Below are 18,913 nucleotides of genomic sequence, written 5' to 3'. Positions count from 1 at the left end.
AAGTTGTAATATACATTAGGAGTGATTTTTATGGCTAGGACAAAGAAAGTCGGCGTTACTGGAAGATTTGGCGCTAGATACGGTAGAAAGGCAAAGCGAACTGTGAAAAAAATTGAAGAAAATATGAAGAAAAAGCACCTTTGTCCACAATGCGACCGAGTTGCTGTAAAGAGAGTAAGTAGCGGTATATGGAAATGTAGAAAATGTGGAGCAGTATTTACTGGTGGTGCATACGTACCTGTAACTCCAATGGCAAAAACAGCCGCAAGAAACATTAAGAGGATTGTTGGAGGTTTGTGAATTGTATAAATGCGCAGTATGTGGTACATTAATTGATCCAAAAGATTATATGGAAAACAAATGTCCCCGATGTAGATACAGAATCCTTTTTAAAGAGATTCCAGAAGTTAAAAGAACTATTAAATCCAGATAATCCATTATTATTAATGGATTCAATCTAAATTTTTTAATAAATATTTATCCATAATTAGGTAGTTTTTTAATGATAATAACAACCTCGAGGAAACCTTCAAATCGCACCCGATCATTCTGCCAGAGTTTAAGCCGAGCCTTAAATTCAAAGTATATTAATCGGGGTAAAATGAGCATGAGGAATGTTCTTTTAAAAACAGTAGAATTAGAATATTCCAATTTACTTATTATATCAGAGGAAAAAGGAAATCCAAATACATTAACATTCTATAATAATAAAGGAGAACCCTTAATAACTTTAGAAGTCTCTGTGGCTCTTAAAAATATTCGAACTAATATTAATCATAAAAAACTTTCTGTAATCTGTCAGATTGAGGAATTAAAGGACCTAATACCTATCTTAGATTTACCTGAAGAAACTAATGGTTCAGATTCTAATCTCCTTATGATCAAAAAACATGATGATAAAAAGGCCATTATTGAATTTATTGATGATAAGGGTCACCAAACCAATCCAATTATATATATTCATGATTGGAGTATAGGATGAAATCCCTTAAACATGTTGAAACTGAAATTGAAATTGAATTTGATACTTTCCAGGAAGCAGATAATATTTTAAGATCAATACAACCGGAAATTCAATCTGCTCCTTCAGATAGATCAACAGTTAATGCTTATCTTAAAGATGATAATGTTTTAAGAATAGAGATAGATGCAGAAGATGCTCCTTCATTTAGAGCATCTATAAATTCATATTTAAGGTGGATAATTTTATCCTATGAGGTTTCAAAATTAAAGTAGATTATTTATAATCCTGAACTGATGGTTCAATAAAATATTTTCTATATCAATTTTAAAGTTTAAGAGGTGAAAAAATGGAACTTCCACAAAATATTCAACATCAAATTGCCCAGTTCCAGCAGTTACAACAACAGGCACAGGCAATTTCAATGCAAAAACAGAATGTCGAGATTCAAATTAAAGAAACTCAAAAAGCTGTTGAAGAATTAAAAAAAACAGAAGAAGATTCTGATATATATAAAACAGCTGGTAATTTATTGGTTAAAGTTAAAAAAGAAGATATTAGTAAAGAACTTGAAGAAAAAGTTGAAACACTGGAGCTTCGCGAGAAAACCATTAAAAGACAGGAAGAAAGGATAATGAAACGTCTCCAGGAGATGCAATCAACTATTCAAGATGCTATGCAAAGTGCAGGTATACAGCCGGGGCTAGGTACTTGAATAAATTGAAAAAACTTTCACAGGAAGATCTTTCAAAGATCTCTGATTTTGCGGTTTCTACCGCACAAAATTTTATTTTTGATAGAGTATCTAAAAAAGAAATCATAGATCTAGATTTAAATACTCATATAACCTATGAAGAGGAATTAAACGTAGATATACAAATTGAATTATCATTAGATGATTTATGCAGTATTGACGAGGGAATTGCTGATGCTGCAGTGGAATATGCAATTAAAGAACTTGAAAAATACCTTGATGAAAATTATCGGTCTTAAAACTTTCACATTTTTTAATAATAGTTCCATAAATTTGGCAAATATCTTCCTATTTTTTTTGTTTAAAACAATTGTTAAATTGAAATTAAAAACCTAATTTTCAATAACAAGAGGTATTACAAATCCTTTTTTATTTAATCACATCGTAATACTTTTTTATAAAAAAGTATTTATATGATAGGGTTCTTTATTATAATTGTCAAGTATAATCCAAGCCATAGTTTCCTTGCTAATCCTAAATGGAATATACATGACTTTTTCATCTGTAGGGCATCCAAATTATTCGCTCAAATGTATCATTTCAGATGCCCTATACAAACACTTTTTTAGCGGGGGTCATCTAAATGAGAAAAAACATGGATATAAATTTAGATCATGCGCTAGAGAAACTAAAACATTTGGAAACTAATCTTAAAACCGATAAAGATAACAATTTAGTTTGGATAACCTTTCCGTATACCCCTAAAAATCTAAAAATTGTAAAAAAATGTTTAAAAATATTAAAATGGCCAGAAACAGATTATAATCTTAATTTTGATGAAAATTTAATCTTTATCGAAAAAGATGTTTATGATACAGATATTTAAATTTTTTTTATTAAAATCAATGAAGATAATTTTCTTCAAATTAAGAAACTATTTTTTAAAATATCCTCATTAACTTACTTATTTTATATATCATTAACTTCTAAAACAACAGGATAAATTTAAAATATCATTAAATTTTATTTTATCGCATTTTATGAATAAAATTATTAAAATTTATCGTAAAAAAGGGTAATTTTTATTAATTTTGCACCCAATATAATTAGGTCGTAGAATATATACTGCTTTATACCTAGAATACTGTACAAAAATATATTGGAAGCTTAACACTGAATTAGAAGGCTTCAACGCAATGCATCTGTTAATAATGTTAAATAAAACTTTAAAAAATATTTATACACTATTTCAGATATTAAATTAGATGATAAAATATTTATTTAAAAAAATTCGATATTCTTAAGGTATTCTTAAAAGTGAATAGGCTCATCAACAATATATTCTTTTACTCAATTTCTATTGTGATAAAGGAATATTTTATTTTTATTCATGATTATGTTGTTTATTATTTATTTTAAGATTATTAAACATATTACTAATCCACTATATTTTAAAAGAATAGTAATAATCCTATTAAAAGCGAAAATATTAAATAGTAGCGTGACTTATTTTTGATTGTAATATCAATAAATTAAGAAAAAGTATTACATGAGATCTTTATGGAAACTTTCTGCCATTCAGTTCTCCCTCCTTAATCTCCTTGAGTAGGGATTTTGAGTTAAATTTGAAGTTTAAATTCTGATCCCTACCATTAAAGGAGATGAGGCAACAATAATAACCGTATTAAATAAACTATTTTTATTCTAGTTAAGATATCAAATAGTTTTAATACTATTTATTGTAAAGCTGCTTGAATTTTGATCAGATTAAAGTTAAATACTTGAAAGAATTATTTAGTGGTTATTTTAATACATTTTTATAAAAAGAAAATTTTAAAACCAAGTATTTAAATTAAGTTTATATAAGGTTAATTAAATTTATTACCTATTAATTAATTTTTTTTTAATAATTAAAATTTTATACAGTTTTAATTTATCTCTTCAGGGATTATTGGTTTTTGATTTTTAAATAAACTTATTTTTAACAGTTCATCATGTTATTACGCTCAGCGATAGAATATTGTAAATAGTAATACTGGGGTGAAAAGTATTACAAATAACTGGATTTTGAGGCATTATGTAATAACATAAATTTAATATATAGTATTACTACTATTGTTTTTTTACTGAATATATAGGAGGTGAAAAAATGAAAAACAAAGCAATATTACTGACGATTTCGCTTGTGTTTATGCTGGCACTGTGTGGTACAGTTTCAGCAACTGAAGATGTAAACGAGGGTGATTCTGGTGGTGTTGATCCAGATCTGCCTGATGTGCCTGAAGAAACTGATACTGGATCAGAAGATGATTCGGCTGAAGATTCGCAGTTAGTGGATCCTATTATTGGGGTTGAGGTAAATTATGAATATCCTGATGATAGTGAAATTGTTCCTTCCATAACAGTAACTGATAGTGAAGGAAACTTGATTGATTTTGAGAAAACTTACAATCATGCACATGCTGCTTATGAGATAAGTTTTGTTTATCCTGATGTTACTGAAGGTACAGTTTTTAAGATAAAAGTCAGTGCTCCGGGATATCAAACACAGGAGAAGGAAGTTTCAGTAAATACCAATCCTGACAATCCAGATGATCCGAACTTTTATGGTAATGTGGAGTTTGATCTGCAAGCTACACCCAACTATCGGTTAGGAAGAGAAGTTATCAGAAAGGCAAATCAACTACTAAACCTAACAAACGCTGATCCTGAGAATATTTTATGTATTACCAGTGCAGGCCTTACTTATCTTAACAATACTACTACAGAAGATTGTTTAGAAGGTATTCTTAATGGCTCTAATGGTAAGATAACTTATGGTCAAGGAAATCTATTAACTCTTCGAAAAACAAGGGTTGACCCAACGAATTTTGCATTTATTCTCAGAAATGGCAGTAACATGACGGTTGCCTACTACGACCAAAATGGTAACCTCGTTTATCATGGAACAATTTCAGCTAATATGACATCAGCACAATGGAACACATTTGTTTCAAAATTTGGTCAAGACGATGCATTTCCATATGCTAGTTTAGCAAATGCTTGGGCTGTAGGACTTCCCTCTGACACTCTGCGACAAGCAGCTTATCACGGTCATTTATGTTTGGGAACCATCAGTGGACAAGCCATGGTTCAGACTTTGCTCAAATATTACCCACCTGGAGATTTAATTGGTGGAGTTCAGGAAGAGACAAGTTACAGAGTATTAGGTGTACCTGGAAACTCTGATGATGATGCATATATGTACCTACTGGATCTTACAATTGGAAAACGTGCATATGTAGGATATGCCACTGATGTCGATAACACTTTAACTGGTTTCATTAAATGGTGTTCAGCAACCAATTCTGGAACTTTAATATTAATGAGATTCGATGAGGATGCTGTTCTAACATTATATGGAAAATCAAGATCTGAAGTGTATTCAAGCATAGCTAATGAACTAGCGTTCAATAATTGGTTAGTAGACCGATTAACCAACAATCCAGAGTCTTTAGTGCAAATTGTCGGTGCTTACACCGGACTTACTGAGGAAGACTACAATTATTTAGCAGGTGGACTTGACTCAAGAAATCCAGTGGCCGATGCACACGGGTTAGATATGGAATATATCCAAGGAAAAATTGATTCTGGAGTTCTTACACCAGCAATTCCAGCTTCCAATCCAGATCCTGTTGTCGGAACTTTAACTGACGAACAAATGAAACAAATTGGTAAAGCTGCCGTTGACAAGGCAAGAGAAATATTTGCAGCTCTAGGAATAACACTGGAAAATGATGATCCTAACTTAACTGTGTTTACTTCAGCAGGTTATGTTAGAATTAATGGACAAACCACTGATATGACATGGGACGGTATCTTTGAAGAATTAGGTTCCAGATTAAGCAGAGCAACATTATTACCAGTACATAGTGCAATATATGGTGATTTATGGTTCCAATTTTCCTTAGAAGATCAGATCAATAAGACTGTGATTAGTAGATCACTTATCTACAACCCCGAAACTGGTGAATTTACAGTAGAAGATGGTGCTAAATGTAACATTGGTAACGTTATATTATATGATCCACCATATGATGCACTCATGGGTTGGTTATGGCATAATCACGTTTGTGGAGGAAGTTCACCAGGATATCTCATAACAGACTACATATATGAAAATTATCCAACCAGTGACGATGAGAGTTACATATTTGTTGCTAATTCCGTTAGCTGCAGAGATGACATATATCAGTATCTAATGGGAATATCTCCAGGTGCAGGAACCTACTTCAGCCAGAGAATGACTGGTGCTTCAACTGGTTCTAGTATTGGAATCCTAATAAAATGGAATGAAAAGTTAGGTGTTGGAGAAGCTATCATTATAGATTGGACAGGTCCAATTTTTGCTCCAGGTTCAAACTCTCTTGAAGAGTACATTAGATTGTATAAGGGTGATTATTCTTCACCAAATCTACTTGCTGCTCCAGTAATAACCACATTTAATAGGTTAATTACTAAAGAAGATCTTCAAAAAATCCTATCTGGAGGAGATGCATCTGGTAACGCATTAGTATATGTTAAAGGATTACCTGTAAGAAATTTATCTGATCTGATCCCTGCAAACAATGGTTCTCAGGATGGTAATCAGAGTGGAAATACTGACGGTAATCAAAATGGTAGTTCTTTAGTTCCTGGTTCTCAATCTGGCAGCGGTACAGGTTTACCTGGTAGTTCTGTTGGTGATTTAGGACCTTCAGTTAATGCTGCATCTCAGGTTTCCACTGAAAGTGGCGAATCTGATGGTGAAACAGGTTCTAGCCACGAAGTTTCCAAAGTAACTCCAGAATCTGAAGGATCTGGCATTAATACTATATGGATTGCTGTAGGTGCTATCCTGATAGGCTCTTTAGTTGCATTAGGATTCTTTAAAGGAACCATACTTGGCATGCTAAAATAAATCAACCCTTTTTTTTCTTTTTTTTCTTTTTAAAAATTATTAAATTAATAAAAATTTTTTTCCTAACTTAGTTTAATCAAGTTTTTTCTATATTTTAGTATCTCTTAGTATTACTAAATCCCCGAATTTCTATTTAAAAATAATAATAAAAAAGTAATAACAAGTATTATATATTGGAATTACTAATATTTTTTAAAAAAAGAAAAGGAGATGAACTATATTAATAATTTTAAAAAAGAGGGAATACTTCTAATCTTTATGGTAATTTTTGTCTTGACACTTTCTGGGGCGGTTTCAGCCCATCCTGGGCACGGCGTTTATCCAGAACCGGTTGATTCTGATGATACTTCTGATTCTAGTTCAAATTCTGGTTCAAGTTCTTCGGGAAGTTCAAGTCAAAGCACATCTAAAACCAGGGACAGCACGACTAGTTCAAGTGGAAGCAGCTCAACTGGTGCAACAAATGACAGACAAACTTCAACTTCATCTAATGATAATAACGATAATTTTGGAGTAGAACCTGTGGAAGGTGCAAATAACACAGATATGACGAACGATACTTCCAACGATTCCGATAATTATTCTTCATGGAATAACATGGCCATTATGGGCGTAGTTGTGGTTGGTTTAGTTTCATTTGCTTTTCTGTATAAAGGTGGTTTTTTTTAAGTAGTTAAATCTATTGTTATTTTTAAGAATATACTTAGTTTTGAGTTAATTTACTTAATAAGGAGGTTAAATTTTGCATTTAATGGATGGACTCATACCTTTGTGGCAAGCAGCGATCTACTGGATAATATCTGTTGTAACTGTATCAATTTACTTATTTAAACTTTCTAAAAGCGAGGAAAAAGAACGTAAAGTGGTTTATACTGCTATTTTTACTGCTGCAGCAGTTGCAGCTTCATCTATATCAATACCATCACCTTTCGGAGTATCTATACACTTCTTCCTCATACCTTTAGTAGCTATAATTTTAGGTCCTCTTAGCGGAGTTATAGTAGCTTTCCTCTGTCTGATTATACAATTTTTCCTGTTAGGTATGGGAGGTATAACAGTTTTAGGAGCCAATACATTGACTATTGGTGTAGCATTGAGTTTGTCAACATACCTGTTTTATAAATTATTATCTGACCTTGATCAACGTTTAGGTATATTTTCTGGTACGTTTATGGGGATAATTGTAGCAACTATTACCCAGGTTTTGATATTGTTGTGGGCAGGAGTTGCTAATCTGGAAATGTTGATGGTTACATTAATTCCGTTTTACCTATTTATAGCAGTGATTGAAGGCGCAATAAATGTTTTTATAATATCTTTTATTTCAAAAGTGAAACCGGAACTTTTAAAACTTGATAAAATCTAGAAGGAGGTAAAAAAAATGAATATGAGATCATTAAGTATTTTAATAATCATTCTGGGAATGATTACCCCGGTCAGTGCCCATGGAGTTGATATAACACCTGAATCAACAATAATAATTGCTGATGATTCTACAGGGAAGATGGCCAAAGAAACAGTAGATGAACTGGGAGTGGAAGTTGGTGTATACATATTTAAATCAGATTCGGATGTGACCCATCAACTGGAACATGCTCTTACCAATCCTGATAAAAAAATCATTGCAGTGGCTTATCAGGATACAGTCAATAAGTTTTTATCAGAAAATCCTGATCTATCCAACAGAGTAATAGTATCTGCTGCCGATGAAAATTCAATTAAAGAGAGTTTAAACAAATTGAATATCACTGCGGCTTCCAGTGAAGATAGTTCTAATAACTCCAGTAACTTTTTAATTCCATTCGTCACAGGTCTTTTGATTGGAGCTTTGACAGGTCTGTCTATTGGTGCTTTCTGGATGAAAAGAAAAATGTCATAAAAAATTGGATATAACTCTTTATTTTGAGGACATAGCAGGGAATTACTACTTTTTTATTCTTTTTATTTCATAAAATTAGTTTTTCCATGTGTACAGTTCCTAATTCATTATTGGTGTCTTCAGTAATTTTATATCCCTTTGATATCCAGAAGTCCACAGACCCCTGCACTGTTTTATGGGTATGTAAATATATCTGTTTATAACCTGCATTTTCACAGAATTTCTCAGCAGTTTTAACCAGTGAAGAGGCAACTCCATTTCTTCTGTACCTGTTATCAACAAAAACTCTCCATATACTGGCTGTATCTTCTGCTTGATAAACTCCATCAAAAATTTCAAAGTTTTTATCATAGGATCTAATGCCTAGAGTACCAATAACTTTTTGGGTTTTATTGTGAATTGCCATGTAAAATTGATTTTTCATGGGGTAAATATAATGGTCAGCCAGGGCTTTTATATCTTTATGGTATTCTGGAATGTAACCATATCCAAATTCTTCTTCAATTATATTAAAAAGAAATTTACGGACTTTAAAAAGTTGAATATCCTCTTTTTCTAACTTTTTGATTCTGAAGTAGCTCATTTGAACACCTATATTCTAATTATTACTATTCGTTCCTATATCCAATAATTAGTAATACTCCTTTAGACATAGTTATGATATGACCTCTATTAGTCTAAATTTATATAAAAAAATATTGGTAAAAATAGCAATATTAACTGAAAACATAAAATTTGATTTCACTAAATAATACAATTAAGATAAATAAATTAGTGGCTTCTTAATTTTGATTTTAATTTTGTATTCAAAATTCATTATGCAAAATAATTTTAATTTCAAATAGTATTGATTTTTATCCAAAATGTATTAACAATAGAAAGAAATTCTACCTTTAAGTAATAATACGAAATAAATAGAAAGTATTAAATAAAATAAAGAATAACCATCCTTTAATGGCAAAAAAGATAGTTATTACCTCAAACAAAAAAATTCAAGTGTTTATTTGAACCATATTCCCTCCTTGAATATACCCATTAAAAGTCTATCTGCCATTATAGACCCGTAAACACTAAAAAAGGAATAGGGCATCGAAATCTAAGTTTATAATCAAATAACTCCTTATCGGTGCCTTATAAACTTTTTAATAATAATTTTTTAATTTAAAATCAAACTTTTTTAAAATTTCCAAATTAAGTCCAAATTAAGAAATATGCTAAATTTCCTTTCAATGGATCAGTTAAATAAATTTTATAAAAAAGGAGTATAACCTAATCAGCTTATTAAATAATATAACAATTTTGTTTATATTGATTGAATTTATTGGTAATCTTTCATGAGAAATTGTAGATTTTTTACTGGAAATATTTTTATTCAATCTCTTTGTTCATTATCATACGCTGTATAAATTCACTAACATCCCTAAAATATTTATCATGATCTATTCCACGACTTTGGAGCATTTTTTCATGATCATGTGGTATGTGGGACAAGCTTTTGGATATTGCAGATAACAATACTGTAACTTCAACAGGATCCAAATTTTGACGAATTGTCCCATCGTCAATACCTTTTTTAATTGATTGACAGAGAATTGAGAATCTTTCATTACGCAACTTGAGAATTTCCATTGCACATTCACTAATATATGGTAGGGAATTACCTGATTGTTTTTTAGTTTCTTTCTTTACAATTTCATTTTCAATAATTTTTTTACTAGCCAAATTGAACCTTCCAGACTGGAAATAGTTATAGATCTGGATATAATCTGGATATTCTTTGGTAAACTTGTAATAAGCAGTTCTATATGCATTTACCAGGTTTATACCTTTATCTTCATTATGCACTGCTTTTTTGATCATAGAGTTTAAGATTCTAGTTCCCCTCAGTACAATTGTAAAAAATAGTGACTCTTTATTTTCAAAATATAAATATATAGTTGCTTTGGAAAGTTCTACATCTTGTGCTATGTCATTCATAGAAACATTATCATAGCCTTTTGAAAAGAATAGTCTTTCTGCAGCGTTGATAATATCATTTTTTCGTTTCTTTTTTTCTCTTTCCCTTCTCTCTACGATTGACATATATTCACCCATTTTTCTTTATTTGTATTAGATATATAGTATTATGTTTATAAAATAATTTTTTACAGTGCTGAATAATTTAAATTGTATTGGCATCTTTTAAATTATTGTTATCTGTTACCTAAAATAAAATAATTAATGTTATTGCTATTAAAATAGACTATTTAAAAATTAGTTTGGAATAGAACAATATTAAAAAAATAAAAAAATTGTGGAAATAATCCACATTTAAAAGGGATACTCCCTAACCTGCGGGATTAATTAAAGCTCTTTCACCGCCAGGCATGAATTCTCTTAATGCACCTTTGGCAATGGATTTTCTTGGTCTTTCAAAGTCAAATGCAAGGTTTTTATCTGCAAAGGCTATCTTGATTAAAGGATTGACACAAAAAGCGTCGCCCCTTGCAGCGTGAGGTGCTTGGGCTATTCCAGCATATTCTGGCTGGTGACCTACATTCATAGCATAGTTAGGATAATTAGGTCCTCTTAACTCATGGATTAACCCTTCATCACTTCTTACGGATAATGAGTTTGAAGCTCCACATTGATCTTGAAGATCGTATCCATAGAAACCTAGTCTACTGTGAACTTCTTTATGCAAGATTTGGCTTAAATACCATCCATTAATTCCCGCATTTGAGTTTCCTGTAGCAAACGCGGTAGAACATCCTGCTGCTGCTGCAGCTACTGCTGCTCTTTGTGATCCTCCAAAATGATCCTCTAAGAGTGTTGGAATTTCATATTGTTCCATTGCATATAATGTTACTTCAGTTGAAATATCTTTTACAACATCCATATCTGCTTTGGTTCCACAAATACCATATTTATCTTCCACATATTCCTTTCCATAGTATACAAAGTCGTCTAATATATCATCTGTGTAAGAAGCAGTTGCATATTGTGTAAACCCGACACCACCAGACATGTAAGAACCGAGCCAGATCTGGTCGTAAATAGCTGCTGCGGCTGCTATAACTTCTAAACTAATTTTGGCAGGGTCATCTGAAATCCTGGAGGTCTGAATCATATCTGCTAAAACTCCAAATGCAATTCCTCCTGGCTCGTTTGGTCCTCTTGCCCTTCTAGCTGGTAAAAATGTTCCCATTTCAATTACATCGGCATGTTTTGCTGCATATGAAAAGTCTGCTATTGCGGCTTCCCCTGCACAGAGTTTGTATGCTGAAATGAAACTCATACCAATCTGCATTGCAGACCATCTGGATACTGTTCCTCCGTCGCAAGTTCTTACAACCAGTGTAGGTACTCTACTTATCTGATAGGTTTTGCTGCCAACGTAACTTTTCAACATCTCGGCTTGTTCTTCTGGAAATTCTTTGTTTATATCTATCATAAACCTTTTATCAAGTTCATCAGCGAGATTATCGTCTCCTGTAAATATTTTAGCATAACAATCTCCTACTAAACCTGGATGAACTTCTACCATGTGTTCTTGAACAACAGCTCCTCCAGGGAGGGCGTGGTTTATTGTTTCCATATAATTATTTATGGTTTCTGGTGTAACTTCTACACCTAAACGTTTTTCTAGAACGGCATGGCCAGTGTCCATACCCACAATAATGGTTCTTTTTATATCATCTGATAACTGCTGAATTGCACTGTTATTACAGAAATGGAGATCGTCACCTTCTACGTAAGTGTCTGTTCCAGATATTTTATAGGCCATTAACTTTCTCTGGCCTAATGGAACCCCGATATCCGGATTATAAAATGGAAGACCTCCTCTTTCTTTCTCTAGTTTTTCAGCATATTCATTAAATTCTTTTTTACGAGGTGACTGCTCCCAACCTCCAAAGCAATAATAGTCTGTGTAATGTTCGTTAGGATCCTCGTCAAATTTATTTTTTAAAGCTTTTAGAAACAATTTTTTTTCGTTTTCCATTTTATTCACCTAATTTACGCTTTAAATCACTTTTGAAAACTTCTAATCCAAATCCACCATCGGTCCTCGCTGAGTGAATTGTTTCAACAACCTCGATTGCTTCTTTATCTTCTCGCATACTTATGTTATCACTTCTGTAAATTGTGGTTATTTCTTTGAGGTGGTCCTCATCTAAGGCCTCACCCATATCCACTGGCTCGTCTAAGGGTCTTCCAACCTGGTCCTTTATGTAAGATATTTGATTAGTTTCTTCATTGTACACGTATCTTTGAAGAGCATCAAACATCAACCCATTTTCGTCCAATCTTAATGAATGACCGTGGACAGTTGCACCGCGTATACCTGTTTTTGCAGGGTCAAAGAATTCCGTTTCAACCAATGTTTTTGATATTTTTTCTAAATCTAGTTCCCTTATTTCTATAACTTGTCTTCCGGATAATGTTCCAGTATCTACACCTCTAAATCTCCACATGTAAGTTCTAGCTCTATCATATGGTTGTGCAGGTGCATTGTACATTGAATCTGTAAATTGAACATATCTTGTTCGGTTACCTTCTTTTGCACCAGCTAAAGGTTCTACCAGTTCTTTCATCATATCCTCTTCAAAATCCATTTCTTCAAGAGGCGGATGTACAGTTTTGTAACCTTCTCCAGGGTTTCTATGACCTAAAATTTTAACTATATCTTCATCCGCAATTTCCCTAATCTTTTTAAGTTCGAAATCAGGGTCCATATGATTTTTACGATTTTCAGCAATTTTTGTTTCTCCAGGGGAGTACTGAGCTTTATAAGACATTTAATCACCTATTAATTTTATAGTATCACAGGACTTTGAGTTAGGATCTACCATTCCTATTAGGGAAGGATCAATACCTTCCTCAAATCCTAAACCTAATTTTAAATAATCAGAAACAGTAATATTCGTTTTTGTAAAAATACCTGCTGAAACATCATATTCACAGCTTAAATTATTTTTTAACAACTTTTCTAATTTTTTCAGGAATAAGTCCAGTTTTTCATACCTTAAGGTTATTATTAATTCCCCAACTGTAACAAAAAGTTCTAAATTTTCTTTTTTTACTTTAATAACCTTTCTATCTTCATGATTAACTGGTGTTCCCTTTGCAGGACCATAACCTATAATTTTAGGTATGGATTTTCCATTTACCAAAATCCTTAAAATCCCATCAAATTCCATAATACGATTAAGTATTTTCTCGGCAGTTTCGGGCTTTAAACGTCGGTAAGGAAATATTTTTACATCTACGGCTTTAATTTTTTCCATATTACCGCCACAAATATTATTTTTATATTTTATCTTTTATTTCTCGAGCTCCATCTGCTACATATTTTATTGGTTCTTTGAAGTAGTTTATATCTCCGTAAACTGTGCCCACCAATCCGGATGTCGCTTCAACTGAAAACATCTGTGTCCCTGCATCTAAACACATTGCTGCAGCAGAACATGGGATTGCAAATCCTTTACTATGTCTAGTTACAACGTGGTTTCCGTGGAAAGTTCCTGGACCGCCTCCTCCATAAATTGAGTGGGAGAAGAAACTCATACCTACACCTGTACCTTCCACACGTCCATAATCTACGCTAGGAAGACTAGTCTCATATTCCAATATGTCGTTGTAGTATAATATTGTGGATGCTATTCCTTGAGCGGCTCTAGATGCACCTATGTTAACAATTACTGCACTTATCAATCCAGATGCAGCGTAAGCATTCCATAATGCCCAATCTGTAGGTTCATATACTTTGTATCCTGACGGCATTGTTTTTGCTACTTTTATTACTCCATCGTCTAAGGCTCTTTCAACTAATGATGCAACAACAGTTCCCACTGTACCTTTCCCGTTTTCTTTGACCAAGTCAAATACGAGATTATTAGCGTTTAATCCCTGATATGCCATCCCTAAAAGATGATATCTTTCAAATGCACCTAATGCATCACCTGTTTCAAACATAGATGTATGTTCCAAAATTGAAGATAAAGCTACTGCGTTAAGGGTATTTTTCTTGGTAATTGCAACCACGTGGTTAGCCATTATATTTCGAAGACCGTATCCAAGTCCTTCCAGCATAACTGGCGGTCCAAGTAGGGCAGTAATGTTTGCCCCTGAGAAATCTACAGTTTGAGGATATCTTCCTAAAACAGCAGTTTTAACTGCAGGTGCATCGAACTTATCAACATCAAATGTATCTATGATTGCTTGAATTACTGCTCCTCCTGTTACTAAAGTGGAAACAGTATAATCTGCTGCCATAGTCATTCTCTGTGAAGGCAATTGTACCAGCATTTGTTTGCCCCCGTTGATGAGTTTGATGTTAAAATCATCATCTTCTTTGACTTGAATCATTCGTCTAATCTTTTCAGATATCAAGTCTACATTGTCAACCAAGGGTATTTTTAATTCCCTTCCAGGGACAAAATTTGATTTTCCACCGTAAGCTGCCTTTTCTAGTGATGTTTCTATTCCTGATAAATTAATAGCAACTGAACGTTTCACTTCATGCACTATTTTTTCGATTGTAGGATTTATCATGGGGCTAACTGCTTCTAAAGGAACATTTTCTTCTAAAAGCTTTCCATTCACCCCGTATAGGTCTATTCTATCTTCATATGTTGGCATTACTTTTACACCTCTTTTGATTGTTTTCATTTTAAAATGAAACTAGCAGGTAAGAAAAGCTACAAACGGCTTTAAGAATAAAAATTTGAGAGAGAGCAAACATTTGTTAGGGGGAAAAAGGCTCAATATAAATTTATCTCAGTTAATTTTTTTAAAACCTTTGTAGCAGTGAAAAAAAAACATCGTTATTAAATAAATATGATGTTCCTTTTCATTTTCCTGATTTTAACATATTTAACTTATAGTAATAATATGACTATAAGTTATTTTATAATTACTGGTCATTTAGTATATAAAGTTTGCAGTTAAAATAGTCTGATTGAAAAATGGTATTAAATAACTTTTACTTAATTTTAGAGATTAATCAAATGAATAATATATTAAAAAATTCTAAAAAATTTCTTTTATCAATTTTATGTTTTTAAATAGGACTAAATTGAAAAATAATGTTTTATACAAAAAAATATAAATAATTTATATCAATCTTATAGCAGCATCTAAGTTTTTAGAGATTTTATTAACGATCTGAGGCACAGTAGATGTTATAACAGCCATATTTGAATTTTCAAAGGCCTTTTTGTCATTGGATCCTGCACCAATAACATTTGAATTTAATTCTTCCTGCAAGTTATTTATTGTGGCTTTTTCTACCCACGGATCAATGTCACTGATAATAATTTCATCCACATAACCATCTAATTCTTTGGCCAAAGCCCATGAAACAAATCTACCTCCTAATAATGATACACTACTACCTTCCAAAATATCTACTACATCTCTGGTATTTCTTTCAATTTTTATATTTTTGTAAAGGTTTGAGTTTGCTAAAGCAACCCAGTGAGCATCACCAACCTCTAAAGATCCAATTTTATTAGGATATATATTATCAATTCCCACAATTTTCACAGCTCTAGCCAGGGCTTTTAATTCTCCTTTTTGAATGGGTACGTTAGTTAATTGACTTTTAACTTCCTCTTTCATAATTTTTATTATTCTAGATAGTCCAAAATTACCTCTTTTAGCCGTTCCTGGTGAATATCCGCACATATAACCATGATGATTCTTTGGAAAACCAGTAATTATTGCATTAAGACCCGCTCTTAAACCAACTCTACATTCATCTTCATACGCACCATTGGTTGCTACCACTTTTCCAGGAACAAGAATTCTGGCCATAGAAACTGCTTTTGCAAAGCTTTCCAACCTATTTTTAGATGTGTTGAATGGTCCACCTTCTAAAACAAACACATCAGCACCTAATTCAATTCCCTTTTCAAAACCTGTTATAAGGTCTTCATAACCGTCACCAACAAACATGATGGCTTCCACTCCCTTACCATACTTTTTGGCAAGTTTTGAAGTTTCTTCTGCTTCTTCTAATGGTGCCGCATGCCCTTCTCCACCTTGTTCACTGGTTAAATTAATTGCAACAGCAGAACTAAGTTTTACCCACTCTTCTTTATCCACTTCATCTTCTTTTTCTTTTTCAATAAGTCGTGAGTGTATTCTATCTCGGGGACATCCGTTATATGGTGGTCCGGCAGAATAACATTGTCCTGAACATTTTACTATTTCTTTAGGAAATCTCATGGGCCCATAACGTCCGAAATGATCAAGATCCAGCGGTACTTCAATTAATTCATTAACTTCTCGGATAATATCTATACTCTTCATGCCGTGTGATTCTGCAATATCTGCAAAGGCATAGGCACATATATGTATCGGTGCTCCTATCATGTCTGCTAAAATAGAATTTCCATAAAGGTCAATTTTATTGAGGTCAGATGCACAAGTTCCTACAATAATTTCAGTTAAATCGCAACCTAATGGAAATCTCTTAAAATTCATTCCCAGTTTACTGGCATCATAAGTATTGAGTTCTGACACTGCGTCCACCACGTCAACAACGTTTTTTGATGATTTACAAAGTTTTAATGCTGCATCCATATCATTTATGGATTCTTTTATTATTTCATGCATTTTTATCGCCTTTTGTAGTTTCAAAATCTTTTTAAATATTTCATTAAAATTCAGTATTTTTATAATTCCGTTCTAAAGCTTTATAGAATTAAATAAACGCATTTTATATTTAACTATTATCATTAATTTTCAATTTAGTATTACTAAGTTCTTAAATTAGTTCCTATTATTAATACTGGCGTAAAAAAATTAAAATATTGAAACAGATTATTCCATTTTAATAAAAAAGAAAATAGATACTCAGTATTCTATTAAATGGTCTTTAAACACTTTTTTCATGCTTTGGATTATTATTCAAACATTTTTCTCATGCATCTACGTATAGTACCTTCTGATGCATTTTTTCCCATTAAATTTTGCAGTTCACTGGTTAGTGCCTGTGCTGCCACTAAATAAGTAGGTTTGATATCAGATTTTTCAGCCCATTCCAGTACTTCAGAATTAAGTTTAGATAGGGTTGTGATTGCAGCATCCAGTTCGCCCTGTTCATCAAGTAAATGCATTGATTTAGCACTTTTTATGAGTAAATCAGGATTTATAGCTTTTAACATGCCATTTACACCTGAAGTTTCAACTAACGAGGCCATAGTTTGCAAAGTCATGAGAATCTGTTTTTCTACCATTTCTTTAGGTGCTTTAATTATTTGCGTGCCTATATAATAATAATCAAGGACACCAGAAAGGGTTACGGCAGTTACAAGAGATCCCATGTCAGATACTGCTGAGGAAACATCTGCAGGAACTATAAATGCTTCCTTTCCACAGCTTTCTGCCAGTTTTACGCATTTTTGGATTTGTTTGTCGCTGGCAATATCTATATTATTGGTAGAATGTCCCCCTATAACGTAATGTTCATGTTGTGGAGTTCCAGGTACTGCTGCCGGATGCATGGAAGCAATACCAATGTCTTTTCGATCTTTTCTAAGTTCTTTTTCCAAAACATAGTAAAGTACTAAAGGAGAAACTGTACATGTATTAGCGATGATTCCGTTTTCAGGAATATATTTGATAATTTCTTTAGCAATTTTAAATGTTTTTTTACCAAAAGGAGTGAACAATACTGCTATTTCTACATTTTTAGCTGCTTCAACATCGTCTGAAGTGATCTCCACCCCTGCATCTTTAACACTTTTCCAATGATCATCAGTGAGCATGTCCTGGTTAGGTTCAGCCAGATAAACTTCATGTCCGGATTGGGCAAACTCTATTGCCATTTTACTCCCACCGTATGGAGGTAATCCACCATATTTTTCAGGGAGATTAAGTTGTTTAACATAGAGATTCTGATTTCCTGCACCATATACTGCAATTTTCATTTCATTCACCAGATAGAAATGATATATTTATGATTATAAAGTTAAATGAGCTCATAACAATTATACAATATTTAAAAAAATTAAGGTTAGGTAGATCGTTCCAGAGGTCCGAGCTTTTTGATGGCATCATAAAAATCTACCATAGTCTTTTGGAACTTATCCCCTTCTGAAGCAGAGATCCATTCAAATCTGAACCTTTTTTCATCTATACCAAACTCCGGAAGAAGATCTTTAATAAATTTTGCTCTTCTTCTCCATTTGTAATTTCCAGCATCATAGTGACAATCTCCTATATGACATCCACCTACAAATACTCCATCAGCTCCTTCTTTAAAAGCTTTGAGTATCATCTCAGGGTTGATTCTTCCAGAACACATAACCCTTATGATTCTAACTCCTGAAGGGTATTGCATTCGGGCAGTTCCTGCGGTATCTGCCCCACCATATGAACACCAGTTACAACAAAATCCTAATATTTTTGGTTCATCAGACATATTAATCACCTTTTTAAAATTAATTGTTA

At 32.6% G+C, this 18,913-nt stretch carries 20 protein-coding genes; 11 read left to right on the top strand and 9 right to left on the bottom strand.

Annotated elements, in window-relative coordinates; translation table 11 throughout:
• The first annotated feature begins 30 nt into the window (after positions 1-30).
• The 11 genes from rpl37ae (at position 31) to CIT01_01130 (ending at position 8,473) form a co-directional block, all read left to right on the top strand.
• On the top strand, positions 31-300 hold the full coding sequence (gene rpl37ae, locus CIT01_01180; protein AXV36914.1) for a 50S ribosomal protein L37ae: 270 nt from the start codon (positions 31-33) through the stop codon (positions 298-300).
• Between the two features lies 1 nt (position 301).
• Positions 302-433: a DNA-directed RNA polymerase subunit P gene (locus CIT01_01175; GenBank protein ID AXV36913.1), complete on the top strand. Its 132-nt coding sequence runs from the start codon at positions 302-304 to the stop codon at positions 431-433.
• 174 nt (positions 434-607) lie between these two features.
• Positions 608-982 (top strand): hypothetical protein, encoded by a 375-nt coding sequence (locus CIT01_01170; GenBank protein AXV36912.1) that lies wholly within the window; start codon positions 608-610, stop codon positions 980-982.
• Complete coding sequence (locus CIT01_01165; GenBank protein AXV36911.1) at positions 979-1,236, top strand: hypothetical protein; 258 nt, start codon at positions 979-981, stop codon at positions 1,234-1,236. The genes CIT01_01170 and CIT01_01165 overlap by 4 nt, the downstream gene beginning before the upstream one ends.
• Positions 1,237-1,310: 74 nt before the next feature.
• Positions 1,311-1,676 (top strand): prefoldin subunit beta, encoded by a 366-nt coding sequence (locus tag CIT01_01160; protein AXV36910.1) that lies wholly within the window; start codon positions 1,311-1,313, stop codon positions 1,674-1,676.
• Positions 1,619-1,954 carry a hypothetical protein gene (locus tag CIT01_01155; protein ID AXV36909.1) on the top strand — a complete coding sequence of 112 codons (336 nt, stop codon included), beginning with the start codon at positions 1,619-1,621 and terminating at the stop codon, positions 1,952-1,954. Before CIT01_01160 ends, CIT01_01155 begins: the two co-directional genes overlap by 58 nt.
• A 344-nt stretch (positions 1,955-2,298) precedes the next feature.
• The gene (locus CIT01_01150; protein AXV36908.1) at positions 2,299-2,541 is read left to right on the top strand and encodes a hypothetical protein; all 243 of its coding nucleotides are present in this window, start codon (positions 2,299-2,301) and stop codon (positions 2,539-2,541) included.
• A 1,263-nt stretch (positions 2,542-3,804) separates the two neighbouring features.
• The gene (locus CIT01_01145) at positions 3,805-6,594 is read left to right on the top strand and encodes a hypothetical protein (GenBank protein ID AXV36907.1); all 2,790 of its coding nucleotides are present in this window, start codon (positions 3,805-3,807) and stop codon (positions 6,592-6,594) included.
• Between the two features lie 210 nt (positions 6,595-6,804).
• Complete coding sequence (locus CIT01_01140; protein AXV36906.1) at positions 6,805-7,263, top strand: hypothetical protein; 459 nt, start codon at positions 6,805-6,807, stop codon at positions 7,261-7,263.
• 73 nt (positions 7,264-7,336) lie between these two features.
• The gene (locus CIT01_01135; GenBank protein AXV36905.1) at positions 7,337-7,960 is read left to right on the top strand and encodes a cobalamin biosynthesis protein CobM; all 624 of its coding nucleotides are present in this window, start codon (positions 7,337-7,339) and stop codon (positions 7,958-7,960) included.
• 15 nt (positions 7,961-7,975) lie between these two features.
• A complete protein-coding gene (locus CIT01_01130) occupies positions 7,976-8,473 on the top strand; it encodes a hypothetical protein (GenBank protein ID AXV36904.1) in 498 nt (165 codons plus the stop codon).
• Between the two features lie 67 nt (positions 8,474-8,540).
• On the opposite strand, the gene CIT01_01125 is transcribed toward CIT01_01130, so the two are convergent.
• From CIT01_01125 to CIT01_01085, 9 genes are all read right to left on the bottom strand, one after another.
• The gene (locus CIT01_01125) at positions 8,541-9,056 is read right to left on the bottom strand and encodes a GNAT family N-acetyltransferase (GenBank protein ID AXV36903.1); all 516 of its coding nucleotides are present in this window, start codon (positions 9,054-9,056) and stop codon (positions 8,541-8,543) included.
• A gap of 785 nt (positions 9,057-9,841) precedes the next feature.
• Positions 9,842-10,555 (bottom strand): TetR family transcriptional regulator, encoded by a 714-nt coding sequence (locus CIT01_01120; GenBank protein AXV36902.1) that lies wholly within the window; start codon positions 10,553-10,555, stop codon positions 9,842-9,844.
• Positions 10,556-10,799: 244 nt separating this feature from the next.
• Positions 10,800-12,455, bottom strand: coding sequence for a coenzyme-B sulfoethylthiotransferase subunit alpha (gene mcrA, locus CIT01_01115; GenBank protein AXV36901.1), 1,656 nt, complete (start codon positions 12,453-12,455; stop codon positions 10,800-10,802).
• A 1-nt stretch (position 12,456) separates the two neighbouring features.
• Positions 12,457-13,251, bottom strand: a complete 795-nt coding sequence (gene mcrG, locus CIT01_01110) for a coenzyme-B sulfoethylthiotransferase subunit gamma (GenBank protein ID AXV36900.1) — start codon at positions 13,249-13,251, stop codon at positions 12,457-12,459.
• A complete protein-coding gene (gene mcrD, locus CIT01_01105) occupies positions 13,252-13,740 on the bottom strand; it encodes a methyl-coenzyme M reductase operon protein D (protein ID AXV36899.1) in 489 nt (162 codons plus the stop codon). It lies immediately after the preceding gene.
• Positions 13,741-13,762: 22 nt separating this feature from the next.
• Entirely contained in the window at positions 13,763-15,094 is a 1,332-nt protein-coding gene (gene mcrB / locus CIT01_01100) for a coenzyme-B sulfoethylthiotransferase subunit beta (protein AXV36898.1), read from the bottom strand.
• 474 nt (positions 15,095-15,568) lie between these two features.
• Complete coding sequence (gene hmdC / locus CIT01_01095) at positions 15,569-17,074, bottom strand: 5,10-methenyltetrahydromethanopterin hydrogenase cofactor biosynthesis protein HmdC (GenBank protein ID AXV36897.1); 1,506 nt, start codon at positions 17,072-17,074, stop codon at positions 15,569-15,571.
• 290 nt (positions 17,075-17,364) lie between these two features.
• Positions 17,365-18,390, bottom strand: a complete 1,026-nt coding sequence (locus CIT01_01090) for a methylenetetrahydromethanopterin dehydrogenase (protein ID AXV36896.1) — start codon at positions 18,388-18,390, stop codon at positions 17,365-17,367.
• An 86-nt stretch (positions 18,391-18,476) separates the two neighbouring features.
• Complete coding sequence (locus tag CIT01_01085) at positions 18,477-18,884, bottom strand: methyl-viologen-reducing hydrogenase subunit delta (protein AXV36895.1); 408 nt, start codon at positions 18,882-18,884, stop codon at positions 18,477-18,479.
• Positions 18,885-18,913 lie beyond the last annotated feature (29 nt).

The organism is Methanobacterium sp. BRmetb2, from assembly GCA_003491285.1.
Classification (GTDB): Archaea; Methanobacteriota; Methanobacteria; order Methanobacteriales; family Methanobacteriaceae; genus UBA117.
Note: the sequence above shows the minus strand (reverse complement) of the source record. Positions and strands in the feature narration are given on the sequence as shown.